This window comes from Burkholderia sp. PAMC 26561 (assembly GCF_001557535.2).
GTDB lineage: Bacteria > Pseudomonadota > Gammaproteobacteria > Burkholderiales > Burkholderiaceae > Caballeronia.
This window is the reverse complement of sequence record NZ_CP014307.1, coordinates 1,420,525-1,434,820: the sequence shown is the minus strand read 5'-3', so window position 1 is coordinate 1,434,820 and position 14,296 is coordinate 1,420,525. Positions and strand designations below refer to the sequence as shown.

General features: G+C 59.1%; 13 protein-coding genes and 2 pseudogenes. 8 read left to right on the top strand and 7 right to left on the bottom strand.

Annotated features, from left to right (window positions below):
- Positions 1-251: 251 nt before the first annotated feature.
- The 6 genes and pseudogenes from AXG89_RS22140 to AXG89_RS22120 form a co-directional block, all read right to left on the bottom strand.
- Positions 252-962 carry a lipase family protein gene (locus AXG89_RS22140; RefSeq protein ID WP_119024676.1) on the bottom strand — a complete coding sequence of 237 codons (711 nt, stop codon included), beginning with the start codon at positions 960-962 and terminating at the stop codon, positions 252-254.
- A gap of 103 nt (positions 963-1,065) precedes the next feature.
- On the bottom strand, positions 1,066-1,503 hold the full coding sequence (locus tag AXG89_RS22135; RefSeq protein ID WP_062172418.1) for a hypothetical protein: 438 nt from the start codon (positions 1,501-1,503) through the stop codon (positions 1,066-1,068).
- Positions 1,504-1,514: 11 nt separating this feature from the next.
- Positions 1,515-1,853, bottom strand: coding sequence for a hypothetical protein (locus AXG89_RS42265; RefSeq protein WP_143325619.1), 339 nt, complete (start codon positions 1,851-1,853; stop codon positions 1,515-1,517).
- Positions 1,854-1,999: 146 nt separating this feature from the next.
- A pseudogene (locus tag AXG89_RS22130) lies at positions 2,000-2,914 on the bottom strand (two-partner secretion domain-containing protein); the annotation flags it as partial.
- 286 nt (positions 2,915-3,200) lie between these two features.
- Positions 3,201-3,962, bottom strand: a complete 762-nt coding sequence (locus AXG89_RS22125; RefSeq protein WP_062172648.1) for a CDP-diacylglycerol diphosphatase — start codon at positions 3,960-3,962, stop codon at positions 3,201-3,203.
- A gap of 86 nt (positions 3,963-4,048) precedes the next feature.
- A complete protein-coding gene (locus AXG89_RS22120) occupies positions 4,049-5,440 on the bottom strand; it encodes an aminotransferase-like domain-containing protein (protein ID WP_062172416.1) in 1,392 nt (463 codons plus the stop codon).
- Between the two features lie 424 nt (positions 5,441-5,864).
- On the opposite strand from AXG89_RS22120, the gene AXG89_RS22115 reads away from it, so the two are divergent.
- The 8 genes and pseudogenes from AXG89_RS22115 (at position 5,865) to AXG89_RS22085 (ending at position 12,733) form a co-directional block, all read left to right on the top strand.
- Positions 5,865-6,347, top strand: coding sequence for an MSMEG_0572/Sll0783 family nitrogen starvation response protein (locus AXG89_RS22115; protein ID WP_056365868.1), 483 nt, complete (start codon positions 5,865-5,867; stop codon positions 6,345-6,347).
- Positions 6,348-6,378: 31 nt separating this feature from the next.
- A complete protein-coding gene (locus AXG89_RS22110; protein ID WP_062172415.1) occupies positions 6,379-7,398 on the top strand; it encodes a Nit6803 family nitrilase in 1,020 nt (339 codons plus the stop codon).
- A complete protein-coding gene (locus AXG89_RS22105) occupies positions 7,391-8,467 on the top strand; it encodes an MSMEG_0568 family radical SAM protein (RefSeq protein ID WP_062172647.1) in 1,077 nt (358 codons plus the stop codon). Before AXG89_RS22110 ends, AXG89_RS22105 begins: the two co-directional genes overlap by 8 nt.
- 3 nt (positions 8,468-8,470) lie before the next feature.
- On the top strand, positions 8,471-9,031 hold the full coding sequence (locus tag AXG89_RS22100; protein WP_062172414.1) for an MSMEG_0567/Sll0786 family nitrogen starvation N-acetyltransferase: 561 nt from the start codon (positions 8,471-8,473) through the stop codon (positions 9,029-9,031).
- The gene (locus tag AXG89_RS22095; RefSeq protein ID WP_062172413.1) at positions 9,028-9,996 is read left to right on the top strand and encodes a sll0787 family AIR synthase-like protein; all 969 of its coding nucleotides are present in this window, start codon (positions 9,028-9,030) and stop codon (positions 9,994-9,996) included. The genes AXG89_RS22100 and AXG89_RS22095 overlap by 4 nt, the downstream gene beginning before the upstream one ends.
- Positions 9,996-11,120: pseudogene (locus tag AXG89_RS22090) on the top strand (MSMEG_0565 family glycosyltransferase); the annotation flags it as partial. The gene AXG89_RS22095 and the pseudogene AXG89_RS22090, both read left to right, overlap by 1 nt.
- Before the next feature lie 24 nt (positions 11,121-11,144).
- Positions 11,145-11,429 (top strand): MSMEG_0570 family nitrogen starvation response protein, encoded by a 285-nt coding sequence (locus AXG89_RS42785; RefSeq protein ID WP_172812042.1) that lies wholly within the window; start codon positions 11,145-11,147, stop codon positions 11,427-11,429.
- A gap of 29 nt (positions 11,430-11,458) precedes the next feature.
- Positions 11,459-12,733, top strand: a complete 1,275-nt coding sequence (locus tag AXG89_RS22085) for an MSMEG_0569 family flavin-dependent oxidoreductase (RefSeq protein ID WP_062172412.1) — start codon at positions 11,459-11,461, stop codon at positions 12,731-12,733.
- 61 nt (positions 12,734-12,794) lie between these two features.
- On the opposite strand, the gene hydA is transcribed toward AXG89_RS22085, so the two are convergent.
- On the bottom strand, positions 12,795-14,273 hold the full coding sequence (gene hydA / locus AXG89_RS22080; protein WP_062172411.1) for a dihydropyrimidinase: 1,479 nt from the start codon (positions 14,271-14,273) through the stop codon (positions 12,795-12,797).
- Positions 14,274-14,296 lie beyond the last annotated feature (23 nt).

Below are 14,296 nucleotides of genomic sequence, written 5' to 3'. Positions count from 1 at the left end.
AGGCACCGGGCTAGCACTACATACCCACCCGCAAAACAAAGGATGTTAACCACCGCATTGGTGGTCGTCGATAAGCGCAGCATTGTCGACGCTTGCGGGGCGAAGCCAAGAGGCACTGCGCCAGTCGCTGTCATTAGCGCAACTACCGCTTGCAGGATTGCGAACAGGTAGAGCGCTACCTGTGCGACGGCGAAATTGTCCTTGACAGTAACCTCGTTTATTGCCGTTCTATTCATTTCGAATCATCCTGTTTATCGTCTGCGATTTTGTAGCTTTCGCGCGCATTCTTGTAGCTTTTGTCGAAGGGCTTCAAGTGAAGCAAGTTGGCCCGCTCTGCATACGTACCCGTTGCTAGGACAAGCATCCCAATCACGACACCGATGAACATGACTAAACCAGTTAAAAAGAGATAAGAGCTCACGGCTATTACTATGCCAACGGACCACAACAGGATGCGGAACCAAGCCGTAAAGTTGCCATTGCTTATAATTTTCATTTTTTATCTTGCGCCGCGTCGTTAAGCTTTTACTGGCATCATTGAACGTCGTAGTGTTCTCGATCCAGCTTCCTGATTCAGTAAAGAAAGTTCCCGCTAACGGGTACTTATTCGCCACGCCTCCGAGTGTCAGGTCTACGATACCTCCGGCCACATAAGCGCCAGGGTTGGGCCGAGCCATTTGCGCCGTGAAATCCGCAGCCCATCCTGTAACAGTTGCCCCGAAGGCTATTCCTTCGAAGATTGGCGTATAGGGTGTTTGTAACACTGCTGCCGTTGCAGCTACTGAACCAATGCGCCCCGCATTCCTAGAAATCATCGAAGCCGCGCCCGCTGTCGTATCTCGCACATAATCCGCGTCCGATTGATCAAACTTCGTGAACGGCCCCGTTGGGCCTGCCGCAACGCTCGCGCTGTCGATTCCCGTTGCGTCGTCTATTTCGCCCAATACTTCACCTCGAAGCACGCCGCTTTCGTCAGTTTGCCCTGCTCGGCCTTGTCTCCGTTGGCCATATCCGCAATCGCCTGCTTTTCGTGAGGGTGCGAACTTGATTAAACCGGCCCATGGATTAGCCGCAAAAATCTTTGGTTCCCGCGTTAAATTCCATGCTTACAGAGTAAGCAGCCTTCTCCAATCCATTCACAGAAATTTTGTCAGCGTCCCTGGAAATTGACGCTTTCATCCCGTTTTTGCACATCACGAATATGTGGGAATTTTCGTCTACAGCAGTCCAGCCTTTAGTTGCAAGAGACCCTTTGAGCATCACCGCCTTTTGGCCTCCCCAAGTCAAAGCATCAAGGTTGTAGAGTGCAAGAGCGGCACCAGTTTTTGCATTCTCGTGCTTAGACAGGACCGACCCGTTTCTGAACATGAAATCTAAATCTGCGACCATCGTCTTCAATCTTCCTTCTGTCTCTGTACGAGGAGGAGTCCGTGCTACGAGCCAAATCATCAGTGTGAGCCACAACATCAGCAGTATCAAATTCCTTGCGGAATCCTTTTTCATTGGGCAAGCCTTTATTGTTTTTTGAGTAGATTTGGAATCTGACCGGAATAGCCGAAAGCAGCGTTGCCATCAAGACTGGGAGCCTTTGTGAATCCACCGAAACCCACCCCAAATTCAAATGCGGTTGATCCTCCGATGCTGTGATTGAAACCTAAACATGCACCGAAAGCACACCCACTTCCACCAGCAGACTGACCAGCAAGAAATTCATCGGTAAGCCTACCTTTATCGGGTGAATTCTGACCGACGTTATTGGTTATAACTCCTGCCGTGACGGCTCCTCCTACCGAGCGCGACGCAGCAACAGATGCGCCGTAATACAGATTTCCGTTGTGCGTATTAATTGTCAACCCACCACCGACTCCAGCACCGTATTGAAAAGTCACATAGTCGACTGACCCCGGCCGTTGTGCTGCCATTGCTACAAGTGACGACCTTTGGTCATTCTGCGCGTCATCTGCGCTATATTGGAACAAGCTGCTGCCGGACGTTTGTCTACCCCCACACCATTTTCAGTCCCAACTAAAACAATACGATTGCTGTACATTCCACCCAGATTACTCACGTCAATAGACACGCCGGGGGTAGGCCCTTCACCGGCGATCGGCGTTGCATTGAGCGTGCCATGGTTGACGCTGTTCGCGCCTGTCACGACGTTCAAATTCTTCGCATAGATTGCCGCGTTCGCCTGCACAGCACGTGCAATCAGATCCACCTGATCGATATCCGCCGCGTTCAGTCCCGCACCTTGCACACTGATGTTGCCGTGCGTGACGTTAAAGCCCGAGAGAGAACCGTCGGGTGCGAAGTTCGGTGTGCCGGTCGTGAGGATTGCGCGCGACGTATTAATGAAGCCGCCACCGTTCACGCTGATGCCCGAGCCGTTCGCGATCACCACTTCGGCACGTTGCCCAGCGACCTCAAGACGCCCGTTGATCTGGCTCGCCGCGCTGCCGTTCACCTGATTGACAACGACGCGTGCGGCCTGCCCAGGACCGAAGTTCGGATTGCCGTTGATCATGCCCGCCTGCTGCGTCTGCACGATGGTCGGCGAGTTGTTCAGGATGGCGCCGTTCTTCTGAACATCGAACTGGCCGTAGGTATTCATCGAAACACCGGCGCCTGATGGCCGGTTGATGTTGACCTGTGGCAGTCCGTTTTGCGTGGCGATGACGCCGGGTGCGTTAGCACCACCCGGAACGATTTGCGCGCTCGACCACGAGGGGAGCACGCCAAGTAACACAAGAGCAGCAAACGCGATCTGTCGCAGCGTGAAATTCGCACTATATGATTCCCCGCTGCGTACCGAACTCTGTCCCGCTGCCTTGCCCGTGGCCGTGGCCGTTTCCTCGACGGCCACCAGCATGTTTCTCAGTCCGCTGAAGACCAGCCGGTAGTTGTTTTTATTCATCCGGTCGCTTTGTATCGCTTATTTTTAACGACCGACAACATAACGCCAGGTGAACCATCCGAGTTAAAACTTGCTATCAGCCGGAGCCGAAAACAACGGTTTTAGTTAAATCGGATTTATCTTATTGGGTGTTGATCGCACTGCGAAGTAACGAGAGCGGGCAGAGAAGTGGAGGACTCTTCCGCAAAAGCTTGGGAGATGGCTGAGGGCGATATTTACGGTTGGCAGCGGGGATACCCAGCAATTCCTGCGAAGTGTGACTATATCTGCTGATTGTCAACACACCCTAGCGTTCGCGTGCAATCGCACAACGGTGGTCCTGCAGTTCTTCCGACGATCCAAAGTCGCCCTGCGCCAGACGTACGTGATCATTGAGCAGGAAAAACGCGGGCTTGCCGTCGGGCGTGGTCGTGCCGGTCAGCAGAAGCGTCTGGTCCGCCATGCGTCCCCCTTCGTTTGCCACATCGGCTGCGAGCAACTTGAAAGGATCGACCGAGGCGAGCGCCGGGTCATCGATACGCCTGATCCTGTACGCATGGCCGCGCAGCGAGGTAGGGAACGCGGTCCATTGCGCACCGATCTTCGGTCCTTGTTCGCGCAATGCGTTCACGACATCGGGCGCCAGGCAATCGATATGAATATGCAACTGGTTCTGCGAACGCCCGCTGGTCGAATTGATCGCGAGCGAAAGTTCATCGCGCGGCAATTCCTTGCCGAGTTTTGCGTTCACGAAGCGCCGGGCGTCCCATGCAGCGCGCCAATAGTTCGGCGTATCCGCCGCCAGCAACTCGGGACTTTCAATCCCGCCAATGCGTTTTGTCGGGATCAACAAGTACTGCGTGGCCCCGTTCAGGTCCTTCAGCACGGCATAGCCCTGAGTTGCATCGATATCGATACACTTTTGCGGCACGTCCGCCCCCTGCGCGGCCGGTTCACATGAGTTATGAACGATCTGCCATAACGCATTGGGATTGCCGGCGCATGCTGACGTCAGGATGACAGCCGCGAGCGCGGCCGCGAAAAAGCGAAGAAACCAAAGGTTCCGCATGGGGCGAATAGTCGAGACGAAAAGCTGCATCGTAGCAAGGGCGCTTTACGTCTGCATGACCTCTGCCTGGCAAGGCTCGTCCCAAATCACATGACGGGCAGATGCAAATGGTGCGGATGCTCGACCGTATCCGCGATCAATCTCAGCGCGTCTTCGCATTCATCCAGATTTTTTGGACCGCCGAGGCAGACGCGAATGGCTTCGGGCGGATTGCCATCGGTAGCAAACGCCGTTGCCGATACCGCTCCGATCCCTTGCGAACGCAACTGCAACGCAAGCTCCGACGCTTGCCATCCGCATGCAGGATCGATCGGCATCCAGAAATGGAAGCCGGCGGGATCGGCGTCGAACTTCCACTTCGATAACACGCGCGCCGCGATTGCCTGCCGCGCAGCGGACTCGGTCCGGATGGCGTCGAGCATCAGGTCGGCGGTGCCGTCCACGACCCATTGCGTAGCGAGCAACATGGTGAACGGGCTCGCCATTACCGTCGTGGCGCGCAATGCCCCCGCGAGATGCTGCGCGCGCCGTGAAGAAGGCGCGCGAATGTAAGCCACGCGAAGCCCCGCGCCGAAGCTCTTCGAAAACCCCGTCACGTAGTAGGTCAGGTCCGGTGCGAACGACACCATTGCGTCGGGCGCGTTCGCGGGCAGCATGCCGTAGGCATCGTCTTCGATGATCGGCACGCTGTATCTCAACGCGACGTCGGCCAGCGCCTCCCGGCGCTTCGATGAAAGCGTGACCGTGCTCGGGTTCTGGATGGTCGGGTTGCAATAGAACGCGCTGGGCTTGTCGCTCTTGCAGAGCGCTTCGAAGGCATGCGCGAGGGGACCGTCGTCGTCGCGTGCGAGTGCCTGCAGACGCACGCCAAGCTGCGCTGCAATCGCCTTGATGCCGGGATACGCCAGCGTATCGAGACAGATGGTGCCGCCCGGCCGCGCGAGCTGCGACACCATGGCCACGAGCGCGCTGTGGATGCCCGGACATACGAGCACCTTGTCTTCATCGCAGTCATCGAAACGCCGCTTGAGCCACCGTGTTCCCGCAGCGCGGTCGTCGGGCGTGCCGCCAAAATCCTGGTACCGCAATAGACGATAAGGATCGGTTGACGCGAAGAGCCGCGCCGCCGACTCGCGCAACCGTGCGGCAAGCTCGACGGGTTCCGGCGGCATGTTCATGGTCATCTCGACACTGCTGCCGCCCGAGAGCGGCAACGTTGCCGTTCTCCCGCGCACGAACGTTCCGCTGCCTGCGCGCGAATCCAGCAGACCGCGTTTGCGCGCTTCTGCATAGGCACGCGCGACGGTCGTGTAGTTGAGCTGCAGTTCGTCGGCGAGATCGCGCAAACCGGGCAGCCGGTCGCGCGGGCGCAGTCGTCCGCTCGCCAGGTCTTCTTCGATTAGTTCTGGAATCAGCAAATAAGCCGGCTTGCGGCTTTCCGTGAGTTTTCTGATCCAGTGATGAGTAAGACTGGCCATGAAACGTTCTCTGATTAAAGGCGGTTAAAAAACGATAGCACGAAAAACGCAAACATAAAAAATTGATCGCATTGAATGATCGTATGGAGAATCGTTTTGCAGACGGTCAATGCACGTAATGAGTGTTTATTGCACCAGTAGCGAGCGATTGCACCAACAAAACATCGCCCTGTTGGTGCGTGGGCGAATTTGACGTGGCGCCGAAGTGAGGCCCCGCAAGGCTTTCGGCGAGCCGATTCAAAATATTTCCTACTCGCCCAAGTGCTGATCGGTTGAATGATCGGGTATTGATCGCATTAACATTGCGTTTCAATGGCACGGCGGTTGCATTATCTGATTTGCAAGCAGCGTGGCGGGAACCGAATAAAAAACCGGATTCTCACTGTTATCGATGTTTTAAATCGTGTATTTAATGGAGATTAGAATGCCTGCCGTCAATATCCCGATGCACAAGAAAGGCGATTATCTTGTCGACTATGAAGAAAAGGTCTTTGAGGACGTCAAGGCCGCCCCGGGCGAAAAGGCGCTGGTGACGTTTCATACGGTCGCGTTCGAAGGTTCCATCGGCTTCGTGAACCTGCTGCAAGCCACGCGGCTCCTGCGCAAGGGCTTCGAAACGTCGGTGCTGCTTTATGGTCCCGGCGTGACGCTCGGTTTGCAGCGCGGTTTCCCAACGCTCGGCGACGAAGCCTTTCCCGGCCACCTGAACTTCAACAAGCAGATCCAGAAGTTCATGGAAGAAGGCGGCAAGGTCTACGCGTGCCGCTTCGCATTGCAGGCGCTTTATGGGCAGGGCGAAGCATCGTTGATCGAAGGCATCAAGCCGATCAGCCCGCTCGACGTGCTCGACATCCAGTTGCTGCACCGGAAGGACGGCGCGCTGATCATCAACACATGGACCGTCTGACCTTGCCGACACTCTCGACCACGAAATGACCATGCCCGACAAGAGAATCGTCCGTGCTGCCGCGGTCCAGATTTCGCCGGACCTCGAACGCCCCGGCGGCACGCTCGAAAAGGTCCTCGCGACCATTGACGACGCCGCGCGCCAGGGCGTGCAGCTGATCGTCTTTCCCGAGACCTTCCTGCCCTACTACCCGTACTTTTCGTTCGTGCGGGCACCGGTTGCATCGGGCGCGGAACACATGCGTCTTTACGACGAAGCCGTCGTCGTGCCTGGCCCGGTGACCCATGCGGTATCGGAACGGGCGCGGCGGCACGGCATGGTCGTGGTGCTGGGCGTGAACGAGCGCGATCACGGCAGCCTTTACAACGCGCAACTCATCTTCGATACCACCGGTGAGCTGCTTCTCAAGCGCCGCAAGATCACGCCCACGTTTCATGAGCGAATGATCTGGGGCATGGGCGACGCAGCGGGCTTGAAAGTGGCGCAGACGAGCATCGGCAAAGTGGGGGCGCTTGCGTGCTGGGAGCATTACAACCCGCTCGCGCGCTACGCGCTGATGACGCAGCACGAAGAGATCCATTGCAGCCAGTTCCCCGGTTCGCTCGTCGGTCCCATTTTCGGTGAGCAGATCGAAGTGACGATCCGGCATCACGCGCTGGAATCCGGCTGCTTCGTGGTCAATTCGACGGGGTGGCTGACCGAGGCGCAGATCGAATCCATCACGAAGGAACCCGGCCTGCAGAAGGCGCTTCGTGGCGGCTGCAATACCGCGATCATTTCGCCCGAAGGCCAGCACCTGGCGCCGCCGTTGCGCGAAGGCGAAGGCATGGTGATCGCGGATCTGGACATGTCGCTGATCACCAAACGCAAGCGCATGATGGATTCGGTCGGCCATTATGCGCGGCCCGAATTGCTGAGCCTTGCAATCAACGACCGCCCCGCCGTCACGTCGGCGCCCATGAATCCTTTCTCACCTTCAACCGGGGAAAAGCATGTTGAACGCGAACGCGAGCGGGACGATGTCGGCCGCGAGCCGGCAATTGATGACTGAACTGCAATCGACGGGCTTGCGTCTCGCCGATCCCGGCGCAGGCGTCAGCGTGGCGAGCCGTCGCGGCGGTGCGGGTCCGTCGGATCACAAGGCGGTGACCATCGACGGCGTGACCATCATGGTTCCGGTGCATACCAACACGGCATGGCACTCGCCGTTCGTTGCCTCCGCGCCCGATGCGAGCGGCAGCAGCGCATTGCTGCGCGGCTCCATTCCCATCGCGAATATCAGCTTCCCGAAGGCGCCACGCTTTTACGCGATGCAGACCTTCGACGGCGTGCCGTACTCGCACATCGCGACCTTGCACGGGTCCGACGTGCTCGCAACAACGGTGCTGCAAACCTGCATTCGATACGAAAGCCGCAAGAAGACCTGCAAGTTCTGCGCAATCGGTCAATCTCTTGCGGCAGGCCGGACGATCGCGCGCAAGACGCCCGAGCAACTCGCGGAAGTCGCACGTGCCGCTGTTCTGCTCGATGGTGTCAAGCATATGGTCCTGACCACCGGTACGCCGCCGACGAAAGACCGTGGCGCGCAGATCCTGTGCGAAAGCGCGTTTGCAATCAAGGCCGCCGTCGACCTTCCGATCCAGGCGCAATGCGAACCGCCCGACGACGACAAATGGTTCGAGCGCATGCGGGCAAGCGGTATCGATACATTGGGGATGCATCTGGAAGTGGTCACGCCCGCCCTGCGCGAGCAGATCATGCCGGGCAAGGCGAGCGTCCCCATCTCGCGCTACATGGAATCGTTCAAGGCGGCCGTCGCCGTGTTCGGTCGCGGGCAGGTCAGCACCTACATCCTCGCGGGACTGGGGGACACGGCCGAAGCAATTCTCTCGATCTCGCGCGAACTGGTGGACATCGGCGTGTACCCGTTCGTGGTTCCGTTCGTGCCGATCAGCGGAACACCGCTCGAGGATCATCCGGCGCCTTCCCCCGAGTTCATGAAGTCGGTGCTGCAGCCGCTCGGCGCGATGGTATCGGCCGGCGGCATGCGGTCCGGCGATATCAAGGCCGGTTGCGGAAAATGCGGCGCGTGTTCGTCGTTGTCTTCCTACGAGGTCTGAACCATGCTCGCCGATACCGAGGATCTCGCCCGCCTCTACACGCCCGCCAGCTTTACGATCAAGTGGACCACGCTGCAATGGGAAGCCGACGAGGCGTACAAGCTGCGGCGCGCGGTCTTCTGCATCGAGCAGGGGATTTTTATCGGCGATGACCGCGACGAGACCGATGACCGCGCGCAACTCCTCGTGGCGGTGAGTTGCATTGGTGGAATGCATGAGCAAGTGGTCGGCACCGTGCGCATTCACGAGGACGAACCCGGTGTGTGGACCGGTTCGCGGCTTGCCGTGCATGCGGCGTTCCGGCGCCACGGGAAGATTGGCGCAACGCTGATCAGGCTCGCTGTCAGCAGTGCGCACGCACTGGGCTGCAAGGAATTTCTCGCGCACGTGCAAAGCCAGAATGCGCCCTTGTTTCATGCGCTGCACTGGACCACATTGTCGGAGGAACTCATGCATGGACGGCCGCATCATCTGATGCGGGCCGACCTCGATTTTTATCCGGCGTGCGCGACGCCTCATGGCGGCTTCGTGACGCACTATGCGTCGGCGCGGAGTGCGGCATGAACGTGGCCGATCTTGTCGCCGCGTTGAGGGAGACGCGCGGCTTTCGCCATAAAACGGACATTGCGGGCGTGATGTCTTCGCTCGCACGTCACGCTCCTGCCTCGCTCGAAAACGTTGCCAATGGCGATGATTGCGCCGCCATTCCCGACGGCGACGGCTACTTGCTGTTCGCCATCGAAGGCATGGTCAGCGACTTCGTGCGCGACATGCCGTGGTTCGCCGGCTATAGCAGCGTAATGGTCAATGTCAGCGATATCTACGCGATGGGCGGCCGGCCCATCGCCGTAGTGGATGCGCTCTGGAGCGACGGCCTGCAGCGCGCTGAAGAGGTGCTGGCCGGGATGGCGGCGGCATCGGCGGCGTACGGCGTGCCGATCGTCGGCGGCCACAGCAATGCGCGCAACGATCAGGCGCAGTTGGCGGTATCGATTATTGGACGCGCGAAGAAGTTGCTGTCCAGTTTCAGCGCCAGGCCCGGCGACCGGTTGATGATGGCCGTCGATTTGCGCGGGCGCTTCGAAGATCCGTATCCGTTCTGGAATGCATCGGTCGGCGCACCTGCTGGACGTCTGCGCGCTGATCTCGAAGTCCTGCCGATGCTTGCCGAAACCGGTCTCTGCAATGCCGCCAAGGACATCAGCATGGCCGGCGCGCTGGGCACTGCGCTGATGCTGCTGGAATGCTCCGGCGTGGGCGCGAGCATCGATCTGTCCCGCTTGCCGGCGCCGGCGCAGGTCGACCGTGTGCGATGGCTCACCGCATTCCCCAGCTTCGGCTTCGTGATGTCCGTGCGTGAAGAAGACGTCGCACGGGTCGAACAGATGTTCGTTGAACGTGGTCTCGCTTGCGCATCGATCGGCACGGTCAACGAATCACGCAAGGTCACGCTTCACGATGGCGACGATCACGCCGAACTGTGGAACTTCGAGCACGACGCGTTCATAACGTCAGGGAGCGTGACGTAATGCGCGTCGCCCTCACTACGCATTCGGTCAATCCGCGCGGTGGCGTGGTGCATACGCTCGAACTCGCTGCCGCGCTGGTGGATGAAGGTCACGATGTCACGATCTTCGCACCCGCTGCACCTGGCGAATCGTTATTCCGTGAGCCGCCATGCCGGGTGATTCTTGCGACTACTGAAGGCTCACAGCAGAACACGGTTGCAATGGTGGAAGCACGTCTTCGCGCTTTGAAAGCGAGCTTGAGAGCCTGCGACGCCGGAGGTTTCGACGTGCTGCACGCGCAGGACAGCATCAGCGGAAACGCGCTCGCGGAACTCAAGGAAGACGGCACAATAAAGGGCTTCGTCCGCACCGTTCACCACCTGGATCATTTCGACAACCCGCGCCTTGCTGCCTGGCAAACGCGTGCGTGGCGCGACGCGGATCGTGTGTTGTGCGTGAGCGCAATGTGGACGCACTTGATGCAGGAGAAGTACAGAGTCGATGCAACCACAGTTTCGAACGGTGTCGACCTGACACGTTATTCTCCACAACGCACGCATCAAGACGAAGCGTCAGGCATCGATGGATCGCCGGTTGTGCTGGCTGTTGGCGGCATCGAAGCGCGCAAGAACACGGCCGCTTTGCTCGAAGCATTCGCGGTATTGATCCAACGCCGCCCCGAAGCGCGGCTCGTGGTTGCAGGAGGCGCGAGCCTGCTCGATCACAACGCATACGCGCTCGCTTTCATGCAACGCGTAGCCGAGCTGAACCTCACGCATGCGGTGACCGTCACCGGCCCCCTGGACGACGCCGCAATGCCCGCATTATTTCGCCGCGCCGATGTCCTCGCGATGGTATCCCTGAGCGAAGGTTTCGGCCTGGTCGTGCTCGAAGCGCTTGCAAGCGGTACGCCGGTGGTGGCATCGAACATTGCGCCCTTCACCGAATATCTCGACGACACTACCTGCTGCTGGGCCACGCCAACCGATCACGAATCGATCGCGAACGCGCTTGAACAAGTCATCAGCGGGCGTCACAAAACCGATTTTGACAACGCCGTCCCCGCGTTGCTCGCGCGAATGAGCTGGCAGGCATCGGCGAAGAAACATCTCGACATTTACAGCGGCTTGCTCGCAAGCCGTGCCCTCAAATCTCTCCAGGAAGCCGCCATGCCGGTCATGCATTTTCGAATCCAGTGGCCTGATGACAGCGAAGACAACTGCTATTCGCCATCGCAGGTCGTCAGTGATTTCTTTACGCCGGGCCAGGACTATCCTGTCGATGACTTCGTTTCGCGCGCCCGCGAGGCATTGAACATTGCATCCGAACGCGTGCGCGAGAAGTACGGCTTCGCGTGCTCGGCGGCGATGGACCAGCTCGCGAAGATCGAGGTCGACGCCGAACGTTTCATGGACGAACCCGACGCACGGGTCAAGGTCATCGCGCTCGTCTGAGCGCCGCCATTTTTCAGCGAGGACGCATCATGTCGCATATATCAGCGGACACGACGCACTACAGCGTGATCGTGGTCGGCGGTGGACAGGCGGGTTTGTCCGCGAGCTACTACCTTAGACAGGCAGGTATCGATCATCTCGTGCTGGAGAAAAACACCGTCACGCATACGTGGCGATCGCAACGTTGGGATGCGTTCTGCCTCGTGACGCCGAACTGGCAATGCGCGCTGCCGGGTTATCCATACGCGGGTGACGACCCGCACGGCTTCATGGTGAAAGACGAGATCATTGCGTATCTCGACGGCTTCATCAAGGCGGTCGATGCACCCGTGATCGAGCATGCCGAAGTCAGGCGTGTCGCACGAAATGGCGAAGGCGGATTCAGCGTATCGACCAGCCAGGGCGCGTTCACGGCGGATCAGATCGTGATCGCGTCCGGCGGATATCACACGCCCATCGTGCCGCGCATGGCCGAGCGCCTGCCGCGTTCCATCGCGCAGATACAGTCGTCGGAATACCGCAATCCTCAGGCGTTGCCCGAAGGCGCCGTGCTCGTGGTCGGCTCGGGGCAGTCGGGCGCGCAGATCGCCGAGGACCTGCATCTCGCTGGACGCAAGGTCATTCTCGCGGTAGGCGAAGCGCCACGTTGCGCACGTTTCTACAGAGGCCGCGACGTGGTCGACTGGCTCGCCGACATGAAGTACTACGACATGCCCGTCGAACAACATCCGTTGCGTGAAGGCGTACGCGACAACACCAACCACTACGTGACCGGCCGCGATGGCGGACGCGATATCGACTTGCGCAAGTTCGCCGCCGAAGGCATGGAATTGTACGGACGCCTGCAGGACCTGCAGGATGGCGTGCTGCACTTCGCGCCGAACCTTATCGATAACCTGGACAGCGCCGACAAGACGTTCAACGGCATCAACGCGGGGATTGATGCGTTCATCGAGAAGAACGGCATTGAAGCGCCGCCGGGATCGCGCTACGAGCCGGTATGGTCGCCTGCAGAGGAACGCACCACGCTGGATCTGCAGACAAGCGGCATAGGGTCGATTGTGTGGTGTATCGGCTTTACGCCCGACTTCAGTTGGCTCGATGCCCCTGTCTTCAACGGCCGCGGTTATCCGGCGCACACGCGCGGGGTGACGCCTGTCGATGGAATCTATTTCGTCGGCTTGCCGTGGTTGCACACGTGGGGCTCGGGACGATTCTCGGGCGTGGCGCGCGACGCCGAGTATGTCGTGAATAAAGTCTGCGTTTATCGGGAAGCTAAAGCGCGCGATGAGGTCGCCGTTTGAAAAGACGAAGAAAAAAATGCCGGCGCATGAAGCGCCGGCATTCGAAAACATTTCGTGATCCTCAAGCCGCTTTCACAACCTTGTCACCCACGCGATGAATCGGATGCGGCTCCTTCAGGTGATTGGCGATGCGGGTTGCGTCGAAGTACGCACCATTCGGCGGACGCTTCAGATATTGCCCCGCACCCTTGACGGCGCGCAAGTCGCCATCCGCCCATGCATGCGCGCCGCGCGTGAGCGTATGCGTCGCCTGACCCTGCACGGTCAAGCCTTCGAACACGTTGAAGTCCACCTTCTGATGATGCGTCTTCACCGAGATCGTCTTGCTCGCAGCCGGGTCCCACACGACCAGATCGGCATCCGCACCCACCTGCACGGCACCCTTGCGCGGGAACAGATTGAAAATGTGCGCCGCATTGGTTGACGTCACGCGCACAAACTCATTAGGCGTGAGACGTCCCTGGTTCACGCCGTAATGCCAGAGGATCGCCATGCGGTCTTCCACGCCGCCGCAACCGTTAGGGATGCGCGTGAAATCCTCGCGTCCCATCTCTTTCTGCGACGCGCAAAAAACACAATGGTCTGTCGCCGTGGTGTGAAGTTGCCCCGATTGCAAACCGCGCCATAGTGCCTCGCGATGTTCACTCGTGCGAAACGGCGGGCTCATCACGTGCGCTGCGGCACGGTTCCAGTCGGGATCGCTATACACCGATTCATCGATAACAAGATGCCCCGGCAGCACTTCCGCGAACACCCGCTGGCCTTCGCTGCGCGCACGCGTGATGACGTCGACGGCATCTTTCGATGAAACATGCACGATGTAGATCGGCACGCCCAGTACTTGCGCAATGCGTATTGCACGATTGGCCGCCTCGCCTTCGACTTCGGGCGGCCGTGACAACGGATGCGCTTCCGGCCCGGTAAAGCCTTTCGCGAGCAACTGCTTCTGCAGTTGAAAGACGAGTTCACCGTTCTCCGCATGAACCGTCGGCAACGCACCTAGCTCCAGTGATCGCGCGAAGCTGTTCACGAGCACTTCGTCGTCGGCCATGATGGCGTTCTTGTAGGCCATGAAGTGCTTGAAACTGGACACGCCGTGTTCACGCACAAGCGTTCCCATGTCCCTGTACACCGACTCGTCCCACCACGTCACGGCCACGTGAAAACCATAATCCGCCGACGCCTTTTCCGCCCAGCCGCGCCATTCGTTGAAGGCTTCCATCAACGGTTGCTTCGGACTTGGAATAACGAAATCGATGATGCTCGTCGTACCGCCGGCCAACCCCGCTGCCGTGCCGGTATAAAAGTCGTCGCTCGCTGTCGTTCCCATGAACGGCAGCTCCATGTGCGTATGCGGATCGATACCGCCGGGCATCACATATTGCCCGGATGCATCGATGGTTTCGGTACCCGCCGGCACATCGAGGTCGAGGCCGATCTGCAGGATCGTGCCGCCTTCCTTCGGGTCTGCGCACAGCACATCTGCACGATACATGCGCTCTGCATCGATGATCGTGCCGCCGCGAATCAGGATCGTCATGTTGCGTATCTCCTGTAAGTCCT

Coding starts and splice junctions, on each gene's coding strand:
- AXG89_RS22110 (WP_062172415.1), top strand. CDS start 6,379: ATGCCCGACAAGAGAATCGTCCGTGCTGCCGCGGTCCAGATTTCGCCG.
- hydA (WP_062172411.1), bottom strand. CDS start 14,273: ATGACGATCCTGATTCGCGGCGGCACGATCATCGATGCAGAGCGCATG.
- AXG89_RS22095 (WP_062172413.1), top strand. CDS start 9,028: ATGAACGTGGCCGATCTTGTCGCCGCGTTGAGGGAGACGCGCGGCTTT.
- AXG89_RS22135 (WP_062172418.1), bottom strand. CDS start 1,503: ATGAAAAAGGATTCCGCAAGGAATTTGATACTGCTGATGTTGTGGCTC.
- AXG89_RS42785 (WP_172812042.1), top strand. CDS start 11,145: ATGCCGGTCATGCATTTTCGAATCCAGTGGCCTGATGACAGCGAAGAC.
- AXG89_RS22105 (WP_062172647.1), top strand. CDS start 7,391: ATGACTGAACTGCAATCGACGGGCTTGCGTCTCGCCGATCCCGGCGCA.
- AXG89_RS22100 (WP_062172414.1), top strand. CDS start 8,471: ATGCTCGCCGATACCGAGGATCTCGCCCGCCTCTACACGCCCGCCAGC.
- AXG89_RS22125 (WP_062172648.1), bottom strand. CDS start 3,962: ATGCGGAACCTTTGGTTTCTTCGCTTTTTCGCGGCCGCGCTCGCGGCT.
- AXG89_RS22115 (WP_056365868.1), top strand. CDS start 5,865: ATGCCTGCCGTCAATATCCCGATGCACAAGAAAGGCGATTATCTTGTC.
- AXG89_RS22120 (WP_062172416.1), bottom strand. CDS start 5,440: ATGGCCAGTCTTACTCATCACTGGATCAGAAAACTCACGGAAAGCCGC.
- AXG89_RS22085 (WP_062172412.1), top strand. CDS start 11,459: ATGTCGCATATATCAGCGGACACGACGCACTACAGCGTGATCGTGGTC.